The organism is Phocaeicola faecalis (assembly GCF_021730445.1).
GTDB classification, from domain to species: Bacteria; Bacteroidota; Bacteroidia; order Bacteroidales; family Bacteroidaceae; genus Phocaeicola; species Phocaeicola faecalis.
On the sequence record NZ_JADNRM010000006.1, the window covers coordinates 70,573 to 88,964 of the forward strand.

General features: G+C 43.1%; 14 protein-coding genes. 13 read left to right on the forward strand and 1 reads right to left on the reverse strand.

The window, feature by feature from the left end; translation table 11 throughout:
* The first annotated feature begins 19 nt into the window (after positions 1-19).
* From IR173_RS08290 to IR173_RS08310, 5 genes are all read left to right on the forward strand, one after another.
* On the forward strand, positions 20-562 hold the full coding sequence (locus tag IR173_RS08290; protein WP_237039186.1) for a hypothetical protein: 543 nt from the start codon (positions 20-22) through the stop codon (positions 560-562).
* 96 nt (positions 563-658) lie between these two features.
* Complete coding sequence (locus IR173_RS08295) at positions 659-2,050, forward strand: efflux transporter outer membrane subunit (RefSeq protein WP_237039187.1); 1,392 nt, start codon at positions 659-661, stop codon at positions 2,048-2,050.
* Between the two features lie 48 nt (positions 2,051-2,098).
* Complete coding sequence (locus tag IR173_RS08300) at positions 2,099-3,235, forward strand: efflux RND transporter periplasmic adaptor subunit (protein WP_237039188.1); 1,137 nt, start codon at positions 2,099-2,101, stop codon at positions 3,233-3,235.
* A gap of 3 nt (positions 3,236-3,238) precedes the next feature.
* On the forward strand, positions 3,239-6,355 hold the full coding sequence (locus tag IR173_RS08305) for an efflux RND transporter permease subunit (protein ID WP_237039189.1): 3,117 nt from the start codon (positions 3,239-3,241) through the stop codon (positions 6,353-6,355).
* Between the two features lie 86 nt (positions 6,356-6,441).
* Complete coding sequence (locus IR173_RS08310) at positions 6,442-7,632, forward strand: mechanosensitive ion channel family protein (protein ID WP_237039190.1); 1,191 nt, start codon at positions 6,442-6,444, stop codon at positions 7,630-7,632.
* 9 nt (positions 7,633-7,641) lie between these two features.
* Here IR173_RS08310 and IR173_RS08315 read toward each other — a convergent pair whose 3' ends face one another.
* On the reverse strand, positions 7,642-9,141 hold the full coding sequence (locus tag IR173_RS08315) for a sensor histidine kinase (RefSeq protein WP_237039191.1): 1,500 nt from the start codon (positions 9,139-9,141) through the stop codon (positions 7,642-7,644).
* Positions 9,142-9,257: 116 nt separating this feature from the next.
* On the opposite strand from IR173_RS08315, the gene IR173_RS08320 reads away from it, so the two are divergent.
* The 8 genes from IR173_RS08320 (at position 9,258) to IR173_RS08355 (ending at position 18,391) form a co-directional block, all read left to right on the forward strand.
* On the forward strand, positions 9,258-9,620 hold the full coding sequence (locus IR173_RS08320) for a YkvA family protein (protein ID WP_237039192.1): 363 nt from the start codon (positions 9,258-9,260) through the stop codon (positions 9,618-9,620).
* A 194-nt stretch (positions 9,621-9,814) separates the two neighbouring features.
* Entirely contained in the window at positions 9,815-10,519 is a 705-nt protein-coding gene (locus IR173_RS08325) for an FHA domain-containing protein (RefSeq protein WP_237039193.1), read from the forward strand.
* A gap of 38 nt (positions 10,520-10,557) precedes the next feature.
* Complete coding sequence (locus tag IR173_RS08330; protein ID WP_237039194.1) at positions 10,558-12,261, forward strand: serine/threonine protein kinase; 1,704 nt, start codon at positions 10,558-10,560, stop codon at positions 12,259-12,261.
* A complete protein-coding gene (locus IR173_RS08335) occupies positions 12,258-13,229 on the forward strand; it encodes a serine/threonine protein kinase (RefSeq protein WP_237039195.1) in 972 nt (323 codons plus the stop codon). The genes IR173_RS08330 and IR173_RS08335 overlap by 4 nt, the downstream gene beginning before the upstream one ends.
* Complete coding sequence (locus IR173_RS08340) at positions 13,226-14,614, forward strand: PP2C family protein-serine/threonine phosphatase (protein WP_237039196.1); 1,389 nt, start codon at positions 13,226-13,228, stop codon at positions 14,612-14,614. The genes IR173_RS08335 and IR173_RS08340 overlap by 4 nt, the downstream gene beginning before the upstream one ends.
* 17 nt (positions 14,615-14,631) lie before the next feature.
* The gene (locus IR173_RS08345; RefSeq protein WP_237039197.1) at positions 14,632-15,222 is read left to right on the forward strand and encodes an FHA domain-containing protein; all 591 of its coding nucleotides are present in this window, start codon (positions 14,632-14,634) and stop codon (positions 15,220-15,222) included.
* A 23-nt stretch (positions 15,223-15,245) separates the two neighbouring features.
* Complete coding sequence (locus tag IR173_RS08350) at positions 15,246-16,835, forward strand: FHA domain-containing protein (protein ID WP_237039198.1); 1,590 nt, start codon at positions 15,246-15,248, stop codon at positions 16,833-16,835.
* Entirely contained in the window at positions 16,832-18,391 is a 1,560-nt protein-coding gene (locus IR173_RS08355) for a WG repeat-containing protein (protein ID WP_237039199.1), read from the forward strand. The genes IR173_RS08350 and IR173_RS08355 overlap by 4 nt, the downstream gene beginning before the upstream one ends.
* The last annotated feature ends 1 nt before the right edge of the window (position 18,392 follow it).

Below are 18,392 nucleotides of genomic sequence, written 5' to 3' on the forward strand. Positions count from 1 at the left end.
AACATTAAATAAATGGATTATGAGAAAATTATTATTTTTATTTGTAATGGCAATGCTTGGTGTCACTGCTATGGCACAGGATGTGATTTATGATAAAACCAATGATGCGGGAGTACGTACCGTAGTGTGCTCGGGTATGGATTTGGGAGTGTCTAATGGGATGAGTGTATATGTAGCTTTGGCGGGCTTCCAGTATAAAAGTACGATTCGTTATTCTCTGGCTGTGACAATCGGTTCGGGACATGAAGTGGAAATTCCGGATGACAGCCAATGTCTGCTGACTCTGGGCAATGGAAAAGTATTGGAACTGCCTACTGTTTCGGGAGGCGCTTCGGTATTGCAGTCCATTGATATTGAGTGGGGCGATGTGTACCAGACATTCCGTCGTTTCGGCTATTATAATATCAAGGCGAAAGACTTGAAGAAAGTAGGCAAGAACGGCATTAGCCAAATCGACTTCCAACTGTCTCCATCCAATTATGCGGTCACGTTCAATCAGGATGAATTGGGAGGATTGTTGACAGGCTCTATGTCGGTGATTAATAATTTGTTTGGAAAATAAGCATTATACATAGAGGCAGTTAAAGTGTCTCACCTCTCAAACAAAACGTATTCTACGCTGTTTATCACTATGTTTTGAAAATTAAGTGATAAGATTATGGCGAGAATACGTTTTGTTCTTTTTATGTTGCTTCTTTCTTCACTGGGGGTGAAGGGACAGCAAGCGGAAAAATATTTGGCTCATCCCTTGCCTTCCGGATGGCAGGAACAGGATGCCATGTTTCAACAGACTCTGCCGATGGACGACCATTGGTGGAAAGTGTTTGAAGATGTTACCCTTGACTCGCTCATCCGTGTGGCGATAAAGCAGAATCCTTCGGCACTGATGGCTATGAACCGCATGGACATGGCAAAAGCGAATCTGAGGATGACGCGTGGGGGATATTATCCTTCTTTATCGCTCGATGCCGGGTGGAGCAGGCAGCAAACCAGTGGAAATACCGGAACCGGACAGCCTCAGTCGCGTGTGGGATATTTTGATGCCGGAGTGAATATGAGTTGGCAGATAGATGTGTTTGGTGCTATTCGCCAGCGTGTGAAAGCGCAGAAAGAGAATTTTGCGGCCAGCCGTGAAGAATATAATGCCACAATGGTTTCTCTTTGCGCAGAAGTGGCATCCGCTTATTTTAATCTGAGGGAGGCGCAGCAAGAATTGGGCGTATTGCAGCGCAATGCTTTATCTCAGAAAGCGGTGGTGGAAATTACCGAAGTGCGCTATAACACCGGCTTGGTATCGAAACTGGATGTCGCGCAGGCCAAGTCTGTGTATTATAGCACATTGGCTTCCATTCCTTCTGTCGAATCAAGCATTATCCAATATACCAATGCATTGGCCGTGTTGTTGGGACTTTATCCGCAGGATGTGGCGTCGTCTTTGAAAGACGGTCGCCCATTGCCCGACTATATAGAACCGGTGGGGGTAGGGGTGCCGGGACAACTCTTGCTGCGTCGTCCTGATGTACGTGCTGCAGAAAGGCAGGTGAATGCGCAAGCTGCATTGCTTGGGGCATCCAAATCGGATTGGTTACCTTCTTTCTTTCTGAACGGGTCTTTAGGTTATGCTTCGCATGATATAAAAGATTTGACAAAAAGAAGCAGCATGACCTGGAGTATTGCTCCTTCTATGAGTTGGACTGTCTTTAATGGAGGGCAGCGTCTGAACGCGGTGAAACTGCAACGGGCTCAGTTGGATGAGACAATCAATCAATTCAATAATACGGTGCTGACGGCTGTGCAAGAGGTGGATAATGCCATGAGCAGCTATCGGAATTCTATCAAGCAGATTGTGGCTTGCCGTGAGATGGTGAATCAGGGCAAAGAAGCGTTTAAACTTTCTCTCGACCTGTACAAACAAGGGTTGAGCCCATTTCAAAACGTCTTGGATGCACAGCGCTCGCTTCTTTCTTATGAAAATGCCTTAGTGCAGGCACAGGGTTATTCGTTGATTTGTCTTATACAAATGTATCAGGCATTGGGAGGAGGGTGGTAAAATTCATATAATAAAAGTAAACTAATAAATTAAAGCCTATACCAAGATATGAAAAAACTAATGATAACCATCGCACTGACCGCCCTAACTCTGACGGCTTGCGATAAGAAACAGTCTTCCGGCACGACAATGGGAGCTTTGCCTATTGATGTAGCACGCCCGCTGGTACAGAATGTCACACTAACGAAGGATTATCCGGGTTATCTGGAAGCGGAATCAACCGTAGACCTGGTAGGACGGGTGAACGGTACGTTACAGGCAAAAAACTTTGTTCCGGGTTCGCGAGTGAAGCAGGGGCAGGTATTGTTTGTGATTGAACCGACACTTTATGAAAATGCTGTCAAGCAAGCGGAAGCTGAACTTAAAACGGCTCAAGCTAATCTCGATTATGCCGTTAGCAGTTATCAGCGTATGAAAGAGGCTATTAAAAGTGATGCGGTCAGCCGCATACAATATTTGCAGGCCGAGAGTACCGTTACTTCCTGTGAGGCGGCAGTCAGTAATGCGGAGGCTGCCTTGAAAACAGCACGTACCAATCTCAGCTATTGCTATGTGAAAGCTCCCTGTAACGGAGTGGTGGATATTTCCAATTATTCGGTGGGTGCTTACATCGGGGGAGCCTTGCAGCCGGTGAAGTTGGCAACGGTTTATAAAGACGATCGGATGTATTCGTATTTTAATATCGCGGACAATCAATACCTGACTTATCAGTTGGTACAGGAGAACAACAGCAAGATTCCGGCTGCTACTCATTTCGTTACATTAAGTTTGGGTACGGATGGTAGCCAGACATGGAAGGCTAAACTGGACTACTTGTCTCCGAATGTGACGCTGACAACAGGAACACTTCGTTTGCGTGCCGAACTGGATAACCCTGAAGGGACGTTACGCCCCGGACTGTTTGTCAGTGTGACGCTGCCATACGGCGAGGCGGATCATGCAATATTGGTGAACGATGCTTCTATCGGTACAGACCAGCTCGGAAAATTTCTGTATGTGGTCAATGATAGTAATATTGTCAATTACCGTCATATCGAACCGGGACAGTTGACGGATGGAAATATGAGAATCGTTAAAAGCGGACTTTCTCCGAATGAACGATATGTGACTAAAGCATTGCTGAAAGTACGTCAAGGAATGAAAGTTGACCCGGTAATGGAAAGTGAAACCACCAAAAAACAATAGCGTATGTTCTCTAAATTTTTTATCGAACGGCCTATATTTGCCACTGTGCTTGCATTGCTGTTTGTGGTGGCCGGGCTCGTTACATTAAATATATTGCCTGTGGCGCAGTATCCCGACATTACACCTCCTACGGTGCAAGTCAGTGCTGTGTATCCGGGGGCTAATGCCGAAACTGTGGCACAGACAGTAGGTATTCCAATCGAGCAACAAGTGAATGGAGTAGACGGAATGCTTTATATGAGTTCTAACTCTTCTGCATCCGGTGCATATTCATTGACTGTGACATTCGAGGTCGGAACGGATATCGATATGGCGACCGTGATGGTGCAGAACCGGGTCAGTGTGGCATTGAATTCTCTGCCTGAGGCAGTGAAGGTACAAGGGGTGACTGTGCAGAAGCAATCGTCTAATATTGTGATGATGCTTACATTGAGCGGTGACAGTATTTATGATGGTCTTTACCTTACTAATTATGCTAATTTGAATCTGGTGGACCAGTTGACCCGTGTGCCGGGAGTGGGGGCGGTGAATGTCATGGGAGCAGGCGACTATTCTATGCGTGTGTGGCTGAACCCCGAAACAATGCGTATTCGCAATATCACTCCGCAACAGGTTTACTCGGCCATTCAGAGTCAGAATATGGAGGTTTCCGCCGGTTATGTGGGGCAGCCTATCGGTACTTCGGCCAATAATGATTTTCAATATACACTGAATGTGAAAGGACGACTCTCTACGCCCGAAGAGTTCGGAGATATCATATTGAGAGTGGAGGATCAGGGGAAGGTGCTCCGTTTGAGGGATGTTGCTAAAATTGAATTGGGAAGTGCCGAGTATGGAGTTGTTTCCCGATTGAAGGGACAGCCTACGGCAGGTATTGCCGTCTATCAGTTGCCGGGCAGTAACTCGCTGGATGTGTCTAAAGGAGTGCGTGCACGTATGGCGGAACTGGCTGAAACTTTTCCGGTAGGGGTGAAGTACAATGTGACATTGGACACTACAGATGTGGTTCATGACTCCATTGATGAAGTAATGAAGACCTTCGTGGAGGCGATTATTCTAGTGGTGCTGGTTATCTTTTTCTTCCTGCAAAGTTGGCGGGCGGTTCTTATTCCATGTCTTACTATTCCCGTGTCCCTTATCGGAACATTGGCGGTAATGGCTGCTTTGGGCTTTTCCATCAATACGCTGACGTTGTTCGGGCTGATACTGGCGATTGCCATTGTGGTGGACGATGCCATTGTGGTGACTGAAAATGCCACCCGCATTTTGGATGAAGGGAAGTTGGATGCCCGGGCTGCTACTGAGCAGGCTATGGGAGAGATTACCGGACCTATTGTGGGAGTGGTACTGGTGTTGCTTGCCGTATTTATTCCCACGACACTGATTAGTGGCATTTCCGGTCAGCTTTATAAACAGTTCGCATTGACTATCGCAGCTTCTACGGTCATAAGCGGTTTTAATTCGCTGACACTGACTCCTGCAGTTTGCGCCTTGCTGTTGCGTCCCACTCCGGCGCATAAAGCACGTTTGTTCCGTTGGTTCGACAGCATGAACGACTGGATGCAGCGGGTTTATGACGCTTCAGTGAAATGGTTGTTGGCACGTCCGGTCATTGCTATCGGTTCTTACATTGTTATATCGGTCATTGCTATTCTGATGTTTGTGAAGTGGCCCAGCACCTTTATCCCCGAAGAAGACGACGGGTACTTTATGATTGCCATACAGCTTCCGGCTGCTTCTTCGTTGGAGCGTACGCAGATGGTAGGCAAGCAGATTGATGCTATTTTGTCAGAGTATCCCGAGGTGAAGACTTATTTAGGCGTAAACGGATTCAGTATTATGGGAGGCGGGCAGTTGCCCAATGCTGCCACCTATTTTGTGGTACTGAAGAATTGGAAAGAGCGTGCGGGTAAAGAGCATACAGCTCAAGCGGTGGTCAATCGTTTTAACGGACAGGCATACGCCATGATACAGGAAGCCCAAGTCTTTGGTATTATTCCTCCCGCTATTCCGGGCATGGGTAATACGGGCGGATTGCAGCTCGAACTGGAAGACCGCAAGTCGTTGGGTGCGGAAGAATTACAAAAGGCGGTTGAGGCTTTGTTGGCTAATTATCACACAGAGCCGGCTATTGCCTCTATGAGTAGTATGTATCAGGCGGATGTACCTCAATATTTTCTGAATATAGATCGTGACAAGGTTCAGCTGATGGGTTTACAATTGAATCAGGTTTTCTCTACACTGGGATATTATATGGGACAGGCATACGTGAATGATTTTGTGGAGTTCGGTCGTATCTATCAGGTGAAGCTGGAAGCCGGCGAACAGGCACAGAAGGTGATTGATGATGTACTGAAACTGAGTGTGGTCAACTCAAAAGGAGAGATGGTGCCTTTCAGTAGTTTTACGCAGATAGAACAGAAGTTGGGAATGGATCAGATTAACCGGTATAATATGTATTCGGCTGCTTCCATCACATGTACTCCGGCAGCAGGCAGTAGTTCCGGTCAGGCGATAGAGGCAGTGTCGGGTCTGATAAAGAATCAATTGGGCAATGAGTTTGGTTATGAATGGACTTCCGTTGCTTATCAGGAAACGCAGGCCGGCAATACCACTACCATTATCCTGATTATGGCATTGTTGGTGGCTTATCTGGTTCTTGCTGCCCAATATGAAAGTTGGACAAGCCCGGTGGCTGCTGTGATGGGCTTACCGGTCGCTATTTTGGGAGCGATGCTCGGTTGCTGGGTAATGGGAGTTCCGGTGAGTATTTATACGCAGATTGGTATCATTCTGTTGATTGCTCTTTCGGCAAAGAATGGTATCTTGATTGTGGAGTTCGCTCGTGATTACCGTAAAGCCGGCAATCCAATCCGTGAGGCGGCATACGAGGCGGGGCACGTGCGGTTGCGCCCTATTCTAATGACTTCATTTACCTTCGTGCTGGGTGTGATGCCATTGTTGTTTGCTACGGGCGCAGGGGCCGGCAGCCGTGTGGCATTGGGTGCGGCAGTAGTATTCGGCATGGCTGTGAACACAATATTTGCAACGGTTTATATTCCTAACTGGTATGAAGTAATGCAGAATATTCAGGAAAAGTGGTTGACGAAGAAAAAATAATAGTTCTTAACCGGAAAGAAAAAACGCCTTGTTGCCTTTGCGGGTAATAGGGCGTTTTTCTTATCTTTGCGGAAAACGAATGTAGTATGGATACAATAAATAGCGAACTTACCAGTTTACTTCAGCAGATGGGGGTACATCAGGAAAGCCTGGGGATGACTCACCGTATCATTATTATAGCCGGTATTATTATCATTGCTTTTGTGGCAGATTTTTTTTGTAGGAAAATAGTAGTTCCTACCATAAAGAAACTGACAGCAAAGACACAGGCTACCTGGGATGATTATCTATTCAATGATGCCGTACTGGATAATATGTGCCATCTCATCCCGCCTATTATATTATATGCATTGCTTCCTTTTGCTTTTCCGTATGAACCTGTGACTTTGACGTTCATCCTCAAGCTATGCTGGGTATATATTACTGCTGTGGCAATGCGCTTGATTTGTTCTTTTCTCACTTCACTTTATACTATTTCCAGCGAGCACGAGAAGTTGAAGAACCATCCGTTGAAGGGGGTGTATCAAATGCTGAAACTGATAGTGATATGTGTAGGTGTAATCATCATCATCAGTACGTTGATTGATAAAGATCCGGTGAATATTCTGACCGGTTTGGGGGCTTCTGCCGCTATTCTGATGTTGGTGTTCAAGGATACTATCATGGGATTGGTTGCCGGAGTACAACTTTCAGCCAATAATATGCTTCGTCCGGGTGACTGGATTACGATGCCTAAATATGGAGCTGACGGTACGGTGATAGAAGTGACATTAACTACCGTGAAAGTGCAAAACTGGGATAATACCATCACGACTGTTCCTCCGTATGCTTTAGTGAGTGATTCTTTTCAGAATTGGCGCGGCATGAGAGAAAGCGGCGGGCGAAGAATAAAGCGTTCACTGAATATTGATATGACGACAGTGCACTTCTGTACCCCTCAACAGTTGAAGAACTTTGAGAAGCGCGGCTGGTTGGAAGGGTTTGAAAGAACCGGAAAGGAGGAGGTGAACCTGCATGTTTTCCGTCATTATCTGGAACGGTACTTGCGACATCACCCCCGCGTAAATACAAGTCTTACTCTCATGGTACGGCAACTTCAGCCTACTCCGCAAGGCTTGCCTATCGAACTTTATTTTTTCTCTGCCAATAAGGACTGGATACCTTATGAACGTCTGCAAGCTGAAGTTTTTGACCATGTATTGGCTGTGCTTCCCGAGTTTGGATTGAAAGTATTTCAAAGTCCTACGGGAACTGATATATTGGCTCTTTCAAAGTAAGCGGGTATCTTATTTATCATGTAATTCCAGTACAAATCGGGTTCCCTTCTTGTATTCGTTATCCAGATGCAAGGTGCCGTTAAGTTTATAGGCGATGAGGCTGCAGGTCGGTAAGCCCAGCCCATTGCCTTGCGTTAAATCATGGATTTCGGCAAATGGCTTGAATAGCTTTCCTTTTATTTCAGCCGGTATGCCTGTACCGGTATCGGTGATGATAAACTGTCCTGTGTGTGCACTTCTTTTCTTAAACTCTAATGTGATTTTGCCGTTGTCCGTATGTAATGCGGCATTTCCCAATAAATAAAGTAAGATACGTTCCAATGCTTCTGCATTTGTCTTAATATTTACTCTCGGCACATTGACTACGGCTTCCACTTCGGGCTTGAAGTTTGCCTTGGCTTTTTCCATAATGGTTTCGCACAAAGCATTTATGTTCATCTCTTTGATGGGATAATGTTCCTCACGCGTCTCTTCCAAAGTGACGTATGTCTGAATATCAGTCATGAGTTTTTTCAAAGCGTCTATATTCTTCTGTAAGATTTCGACCGAGAATACTTCTGTAGTCGCTTCCTCCATTGTGCTCAGGGTAGGCTCTATCTGCGCACTGATGTTACTGATGAATCTTGATTTTTGTTCATTGTTCTCATTGGCGATACCCAGACTGTGTTTTAACTTCTTTACTTGGCGTATATGTTTGAAAAGTAAAGCGGCAAGAAACACAAGTGCAGCGGCAAGAATGGCTGTCAGGATGCAAAGTGCAATGATAATGAAAAGATTGGTACTTATCTTATCTTCTTTTTCTTGTAGCAATTGCCGGTTTTCATCATATTTTTGTTGTAGAGTTGTCAGTTCCTGAGCAGCTTTAACTGCTTGGATGGAATCTTGCCAAGATGTGTAAAGCTTGCGCATAGCACTGGCCAATGGCGCATTGTTATTCTGTTCTGCATAACTCAGCATATCTTTATAGCATTGGTCTATGCCTTTTTCGTCTTTTCCTGTCGAACGTTTCTGAAACAATTCTTTATAGCATGCCAAGCTTTTGTCCGGCATACCGAATGTTTGATAATAATTAGCCTCGGTAAAGAGAAGGTCTTCCGACAAGGCATCCGATTTCATTTGGTCTGCATAAGTATGTAGTTGATTGAGTTGGTTTTTACATTGCTCTGCATTTTTCAGGCGAGTGTACATGCGTAAGCGTTCTTTGGCCACCTGATAGCGGAGTGGATAATTTGCCTGTTTTGTCTCTTGTTCATTGGCATAAATCAATGCATCCATCTGACGGCAAGTGGCGAAAGCTTCTTTATATTGTCTGTTTTCGGTAAAGAGTATGCTGACGCGCACTCCTTCTTCTACGGCTTGTTTATATTGTTTCTTTTCTGCCAGTTGGGTAAATTTGGTCCACTTGGAATTCAGTTCTGTTGTATTAACGCCTGACGCTGTCGTAGAAGTCTGTCCTTGCCCTGCCAATACGCAGAAAGCAAGTACTAATGTTAGAAGAATTTTTTTCATTTGTAATACTGCTTTTCTGCAAATATAACCTCATTTTTTAAAAAATGTTCTTAAAAGTGCAACTTTTTTCAGAACACTCGCGTCAAAAGGGTAGAAAACCATATAAAAAAGCGAGTATGAAAAGAATTATGAATAAAATCGATTATGATTTTTGGTGGGAAAAGATAGTAGATTATGCAAAGCTGGCGGGAAGAACAACGGCTCGCCCTGTACTTTTATTGTATTATGTGTTGAGAAGTAACGAAACTCCGTCATCAGACAAAATGTTGATTGTTGCAGCTTTATCTTATTTAATACTTCCGATAGATTTGATTTCCGCCAAACGGTTGCCTGTTATCGGCTGGATAGACGAGGCGTTTTCTTTAGTTTATGCTTATAAGAAAGTGTGCAGGTATGTCACTCCCGAGATAGAATCGGAAGTGGACAATATATTGGAACGATGGTTTCCTGAAGTGAAGTATGAACTGATACAGGAATGATGCCGAACTAGAATAACAAGGGAAATTAGTTTGACTCTCTAAATAATATTTTCATAGGAATAATCCTTATTTTCGTCTGTTTGGATACCCATAAGAGCCACATAACGCCTTAAGCGCGTTGTGTGGCTTTTTTATATATTAAAAAAAAACAATCTTTGTAAATTATATAAGGAACAATTAAAACAATAGATACTATGTCACAAGAAAAAACATCTGTACCGGGTATGGAAAATTCATACTATGCAAACAAGAAGAATAATATGTATTCGAGAACTACAACTCCTGACATGGGAAGTCGCGGAACAATGGTTCCCGGAATGGAAGAGATGGCTCCTAATGTTGGCCGGCACGAATCGAGTGCTAAAGGAGGGGGGGCTCCGGTAGTCGGATTTTTGTATTCTATATCCCGCCAGGGTATTGGTGAATATTGGCCTCTTCATATCGGCTCAAATAAAATCGGGCGTTCAAGTAATTGTGATATATGTTTGAAGGAAGGTACTGTATCGGATATTCATGCGGAACTGAATATCAAGCAGATGAAAACTACACATAAGATATTGGCTTCAATTAAGGATATAGGTTCCAAAAATGGCATATTTGTAAATGAAGAGGAGCTGGATTACAGCGCTCATGAGTGTTTTAATAATGATTTGATTACAATCGGTCTTAATTATCGATTGCTCCTGATTTTGATTGACACGCAAGCCTTGGGGTTGACCGTATCGGAAAACTTTATACCTATAGAGGAAGAAGAGGATGTGGATTTTCCTTTTACTGCGCCTAAAGGTACAGGCGACAGCTTTAACCCGTATGACCATAATAATCGTCCAATGAATAATGGAACAGTCGCAATGGACGGAGTTCAAGGTACAGAACCGGGAAAAACTAAGTTTATGTAACAGGCTCAGCCCTTTTTAATCTAAATGAAGAAAAAGATATGTCTATTATTTGCATACAAAGCATAAATGAAAAACAAAACCACATTCGTTACGAGGTGGATACGGATAGCCAGCCCCTTGGCGTGGGAGGAATGGGGTCGGTGTATCGTGGTAAGCGGATTCAAGAAAAGACCGGTGTATGTGTGGATGTAGCCATCAAATTCTTGTTTGACGATTTGCCTGCACACGTCATCGAAAGAGCGCGGAGAGAAGCTTCTATCCAGATTCATAATGAAAATCTGGTGGAAATGTTTGGCTTTATTCAGATAGATGAAGTGGTTTCTCCAACCGTTGTTCATCAGCATTATCATGTGGTAAGTGAACTGTTGCACGGAGTAGTTTTGTGTGATTTATTAAAAGGAAAAACAACAGATAGCAATGGAGTGGATATTCCTTTTGCACAGGAGTTATATAATCAATATGTGACGGATCGTTGTGGCTTTGCACTGTTTGTCATCAAAAATATATTATCGGGGATTATGGCTTTGCACGACAAAGGATATATTCATCGTGACCTTGACCCCAGTAATATTATGATTACATCAGATCGGAAAATAAAGATTATTGATTATGGTATTGCTAAACAGCTTTCTACACTGACTACACAAGACCAGCAACTGACTACCGCCGGACAATTTATGGGAAAAGCAACATACGCTTCTCCTGAATTAGTTGTTGGCGATGTGGTGCACCAAAATGAAACAACAGATATTTATGCCATCGGAATAATGCTGTTTCAATTTATTGTGGGGCATGTACCATTTGAAGGGGCTACTCATGAAGTTCTAGAAATGCAGTTGCATCAAAAGATGCCTCTGCAACAAGTGCCACAGAAAGAAATTCGAAAAATTATAGCCAAAGCTACAGCCAAGAAACAGAAAGACCGGTATCAATCGGCAGCAGAGTTTAGAGTGGCAGTAGAGCAAATAAGTAAGATTTCCATGCCTTTGGCAACGGAACAGGAAAAGTCCGGAAATATTATGGAGACTGTTCAGGCAATTATGGGCAAGATGGGGCAAAAGAATGTATGGGTTGCAGTGCTCATTGTAGTTGCGTTGGTCGGTGGAGGCATTACTTGGAAAATCATAGCCGACAATCAGGAAGAGCAGCGGGCGGAACTTGAAAGAATAGAAACCGAGAAACGAATTGCAGCATGGGAAGCTGAAATGAATAATACGATTTTGGATTCTTCAGTTCCCTCGGAACAAAGGGTGACAGATTCTATATCAGGGCATAGTGTGATGGTAAAGACTGCCGCTCAGCTCACACAAGAAGCTTTTGAATTGTTGGGTGATTCGGGTAAAGCAGTCGATGGCTTGAATTTATTGGAGAAAGTAGCTCAAAAAGGATATCGTTCTTCTATGGATGCAGCTTATTTGATAGCGCGTTTGCACTATCCGGGAGAAGATTCGTCTGAGTCTATTCAACAAATAAAGAACTATTTATCGGAGGCGCTGAAAAAAGACGGTAAGGATGCACATCAGATGATGAGTGGTATTGTAAAAACAGATTCGACTTATTATAAAGCTTTGTATGAATTGGGCTGTGATTTCTTAGCCGGTGAAATACGTACAGGTAAAGCCGATAGCCGGGATTTGACGAAAGCTTTAGAGTATTTCAAACGAGGATTGACATTTGCCACACAAGCGAATGATAATGAATATATAAGTAAATGTTCTAGAAGAATAGAAGCACTCCAATGAAACCTAATTATAGAAATATAGTACAAAAAGGCGATGAAATCTATTTATGCGTAAACGGTGAATGGTTCTTTTACAACCAGACAGAACCACCTTTGGGCGCCGGTGCTATGGGCACTGTTTATTTGGGGCGTTCTTGTCAGACTCAGGAAAGGGTGGCAATTAAGCGCGTTGTGGATAAATATGCCAATATACCAAGTATTCGTGAAAGAGCCAAATTGGAAGCGTCATTGCTTTTCCGGCATCGTAACTTGGTAGAGATGATAGGATATTGCGAGTTAAATCCATATAATGGCCCGATATTTATAGTGAGCAGACTAGTGCAGGGAATAACATTGGACGAGCATGTTAATGTTCATTTACGAAATAGGAAAGATGCGGTAAAGCGAATCTGCGAAAGTCTTTATCCTGTGATGGATGCTTTGGATTATCTTCATCAGAAAGGAATCGTTCACATGGATATAAAACCGGCTAATATTATGATAGAGCACGGTTCTAATATAAGGTTAATGGATTTGGGTATTGCTTATACCCCCGATTCTGTCAGTATGACGTCTCCGGGTTTGATAGGTACTCCCAAATATGCTGCTCCTGAACAAATCATCGAACCCGGACAGACCCAATTGACTGTAGATAAAACAACGGATATCTATGAGTTGGGAGTAACACTGTATGAGTTGTTGGCCGGCTATAATCCTTTTGATTCTTCTACAAGGGAAGAGACTATACAAAGACAGCGAATGGAAGTATTGCCGGATATACAGGGAGTACCGAAAGCCGTTGTGGATGTGCTTCGCAAAGCGACAGAAAAACAGCAACACGAGCGTTTCCAGTCGTCGGGAGAGTTTAAGGTGGCTTTACAAAAGGCTTTAAGTGCTCCTCCTCCATCGGTGGTGCCGACATGGTTGGTCATGGTCGGCGTGGGTTGTCTGGTTGGAATAATTATTATATTATTAATGTTTGCCTTATGATACCAATAAATACACAATTGCCTATTGCTGTCGGTTTTGTTGACTCCAGACAAGGTGGTAGGGCTGAGAACCAGGATACATGCGGATATGCCGATACTCCATTAGGATTATTGGTCGTTGTGTGCGATGGGATGGGGGGAGGTCCTTCGGGTAAGGCTGCTTCGTCTACTGCTACTGATGTAATTATTCAGACAGTGCGTTCCGGCAAGTCTTCGGATTCTCCTCTGACAGTTCTTCAACAAGCCATAAAGATGGCGAATCAGGCATTGATTTCAGAGATACAGAAGAAACCTGCATTACGCGGTATGGGGACTACGGTTACTGCTTTGCTGATTAATGAGTATTCGGCCATTGCTGCTTATGTCGGAGACAGTAGGATATACCAATTTCGCAGAGGACATAAGAAGTTCCGCACATTTGACCATTCAATGGTTTTCGAGATGGTTAAAAACGGTACTATTAATGAGGAGCAGGCACGTTTGTCGGAACAGTCAAACATGATTACTAAGGCCTTGGGCGCTAATAGTGACATTGAAGCGGATATCGTGGAACTGCCTTATGAAAAGGGAGACCGTTTTATGCTGTGTACGGATGGAATATGGGGAATGTTTCCGGAACGGAAGTTGATTGATATTGTGGCGGGTACCCCTTCTTTGGGAGGGGCTGTCGAAAGTATTGTGATTCGTGTGGATGAAGAGGGAATTGCAAATGGCGGCAAGCATGATAATCTAACCGTTGCATTAATTGAAACAAATTTTAATTCAATATTAAAAGAAAAGATGAGTACAAAAATAAGGAATATATTATTTGCTTTGATATTTATCTGTTGTGTCAGTATAGCAGGCAATATCATTCAGGGCTTTTATTTACCGGGTCAAGCGGTGGCTCCCTCCAAGAATGAAGAGTTGGATATAGAAGCTTTGCAAAAGGTATGGAGTGAAAAACTTCAGGCAGAGTTTGATGAAAAGCTGAGAAAGTCAGAACAGGAACAGAAGAAAACTATAGATTCGTTATCGCGGATTATTACCAATAATCCGGGCAAGGCGAAAGAATATATGGCGGTTATAATTAATCAATATGATATTATAGAGCGGTTGGATGATATTATTAATAATTTGCAGGAATTACGTAATGTTTCCGAGGGGAAGGAAAAAGAGCAAAAGTTGAAAGAAACAGTGACAATGGTTCAGGAACTGGAACCTGAATTGAAAAAGAAATATGGCATCTCTGAAAAAGAGTTTAATGGTAAAGAGAAGAATGGACGCGAATACGGCATTTTACTTCTTTTGAAACAAAATATAGCTAAAGAAAACAGCGGTAGAGCACAAAGTCATTATGATTCTATTATAAATAGGATAAAAGAGATTAGAGATAAAATAAAATAGCCATAAAATTAATGAATATGAAGATACTAACTATTGGTCGTGATGAAAGCTGTAATATCGTTTTGTCGGATAGTACAGTCAGTCGGCGCCATGCTATTTTAAAAATCCATGCAACCGGAAAGATGGAGATTATTAGTATGGGGCAAAATGGAACATTTGTCAATGGTGTTAAGCTGAAATCGGATACTGTCTATCCTATCACCCGAAGAGATGTGGTTTCTTTTGCACATGTGCGCCAATTGGATTGGAATCAGGTACCTGATGTTCAAAGATATTACAGATATGGCATTATGGCGGTAATAGCTCTGGCGGTAATCATTACAGCCATTGTCGTTATACAGGATATGAAGGATGATACTCCCCAGTTTCCGGTTGTTGAATGTCCGCAGAATGAAAAGGTGCTTCCGGAAAAGGATGTGGCACCACAGGCAGAGACAAAGAAGAAGCAGGATTCTCTCTCTGAAAAGAAAGAGAAGAGCGATGTGTCGAATCATTTCTTCCCTAAGAAAAAGACGGAGGACAAGAAAGAGGAGAATAAGAAAAACGGAGATAAAAAAGAGAATGATTCTGAATCCAAGAAAGAACAGGCTGTACCTATTATATACTAATACTAATAAAAAAACAATATACAATGAAACTATTAAAAATTGGAAGTTCGTCTTCCTCGAATATTGTATTGAATAGCGAATTTGTGAGTAACCATCATGCAGAAATCTTATTATTGGATAGTGGTGAAATCATTTTGGAAGACAAAAACAGTACAAACGGAACATTTGTGGGCGGCAAGAGAATTACTCCCAACAAGGAAGTTACCATTCAACGGGGGGATTATGTGAAATTTGCTGATGTTGAATTGCAATGGAGCCGAGTTCCTGCTTTAGAAAATACCAGCAAATATAAATCGATTCTTAATATCGGTACGAACTTTCGGAATGACTTGGTTATTTCCGGTGCCTTTGTCAGCCGTTTTCATGCTATGTTCAAGGTGGCAAAAGACGGAAAGTGTTATCTGACGGATTTGGGAAGTAAAAATGGCACTAAAGTGAATGGTGTAAAGATACAACCGGGTAAAGAAATTAGGGTGAAAAAGGGAGATATTGTTCTCTGTGGAGATGTGGATGTAACCGAGCAATTACCTTTCCCCACCCCTTATCCGTGGATTAAATGGGTAGCTGCTGTCGGTGTGGCTGCTGCGGTTCTTTTTGGGGCAATATGGATATTGGGACGTAAGACCGTTGACCCTACCAAATTCAGACCGGCGGTTGTTTGGGTAATGGCTAATTATTATTATACGGTTACATTTGACGATGTTCTGTTGGGCAGTCAGCCTTATACCGTTCTGTGCTCGACGGATGGCAAGCATGCCCGGGTTGTAGGTTCCGACAATATACCTAAGGGGTATAATAAGTTCAGTTATACGGCGACGGCATTTTTTATTGACCGGGAAGGGCGTATGGGGACTAACAGACATGTGGCCTATCCTTGGGACAAGGCTTATATGAATCCTGAAACGGAAGATATGTTAAGGCAGGCTATAGAAGAATTTTTGGAGGAACTGATTCCGACAAAGGAAGTAAAGACAGACAGCGATTTGACACTTCTGGCATCGAGTTCCGTCGGTACTGTTTTAATAGAAAAAGCGTTGGGAGAAAGTCCCAGACAAAGGGTAAAGTCACTCAATGCTTTGATTAACAGAGTAAGACAAACGAAGTATACCATATCCGGTGCATCCGATTATATATCGGTAGGCTATCCCGGACAAAACTATACCCATTATGATGACTTTGAGAGATGCTATGTTGTAAAGGCTTCTGATACGGATGAAAAGGATATCGCTATCTTGCAGTTGAACAAAAAGAAAACTCCATCCGACATCGAATATATTTTCGATGTAAAACGATTTAATACAGAGAAACTGAAACCGTTGGAAGAAAAATTGTATACCATCGGTTATCCGGCAGGTACGTATCGTGCGGTGGAGAAGACCAACCATTCACTCGAACCGGATATTCGGGAAACAATGTGTAGCAAAGTGCCGGGAAGATATGATTTTGAATTCCAGGGAGAAGCTGTCGGCGGAGCCAGCGGGTCACCTATTTTCAATAAACATGGCGAATTGGTAGGTGTTCTTTGGGGAGGCTGGAAAATGGGGTCTACTTTAGGCTTGGCATGTCAGGCTAGGTATCTGAAAGAAATGTATGAAGAGGAGGTGGGCCTATGAATAAAGTAATGACGTATGCCTGTTGGCTATTAACGATTTGGGCATTCATTCCGTGCGGAATGAATGCTCAAACGGCTAAGTGGGCGATAGCTCCTCAGTATTCGTCTATCACTCCGTATGGCGAAGACATGTACAAGGTGAAAATAGGAAAGCAAGTGGGAATGGTGGACAAAGACGGTAAAATAATAGTTGGTGTGTATGCCGATTCTATTACCAATATGGTTGAAGACTGCTCACTGGTATTACGCTTTGTAGATGGTAAGAACAAGCTGGTGAGCATCTTACATAAGGATAAGACTACCTCACAAATCTCCGAGGAATGGTATGTGGGAAACTATACTTTCTTCTCTGAAGGCAAATTGCCGGTCTGCAACAAGAAGGGAAAATTTGGATACATTGGGCCTAATGGCCGGGTGATACTGGATTTTGCATACAGTGTGGCGCATCCGTTTTCTGAAGGTTGGGCTTCTGTTTGCAAGGGGAAAAATCTTTTCTCCGCAGGGCTTAATGCTGTCAGCGGGTTACTGAATGCAAAAAACAAGGACAAAGTCTTCTATGTAAACGAAAACGGACAAAATCTGGTGTTGCAATCCGATATAGGTGATATATATACAGGGACGACATTTAAGAATGGAGAAGCGTTGGTTATAACAAAAGACAATCGTTATTGTGTCATCAATACCTCAGGGCAGTTGCTTAAGATAGACAATAATATTGTCTTGTCGTTTGATGAGTATTATGCTATTGGACAGCATGCGGATAAATCAGCAAAGGGAACTAAATCCAGAATCGTATATGATGGCCCGACTGTTTATTCGGAAGATGATTTGTATGGTTATAAACGGGGAAGCACTATCGTATTACCTGCACAATTTGACGATGCGCAACCCTTCAGCAGAGGATATGCCATTGCTTCTAAGGATAATAAATATGGTTTGCTGAAACTTTATCCGGGATATTTCCAATGCCGTTCTTCCGTAGGTTCGTTAAAGTCGGTGGATGCAGGAATGGAGTCTGTGGACTATGTAGTGACAGTGCCTCAGGCCTGGCAGGAGACGGAACTGGAACTTTTCTGTTCCAATGACCGTGACGAGAAAGTGAATCTCAGCCAGCCCGGGAATGCGAAAAGCACCCGCGTCTTTTCGCTGGTTTTACCTAAAAAGGAGACCCGCAATCTTTCGCTTGAAGGAGAAAACCTGCAGCTTTGGAATAGCAACATGATAAAAAACACTTCAAATGTTGCGAACAATAATACCGGAGTCGGCATTGCCATTGCTCCTTCTAAGGTGAAAGCGAATGCAGACGATGTTGCTTCGGTCGTAGTTACCCTGACAAATCAAACAGGAGGTCCGGTGGAATTTGAGGCTGTGATAACAGGCAATCAATTAATAACGAAGAAAGAAAAGGTGAGTCTGGATGCCGGACAGAGCAAAAAGATTTATGCTACATTTACTAAAATCATAAAAGAAGAGAAACGCGTCGTGACGGTTACTGTTCCTGATATGAATAAAGTAAGTAAGAGCATAACTGTAGAACCCTTCTTTGTCAATTTTTAAA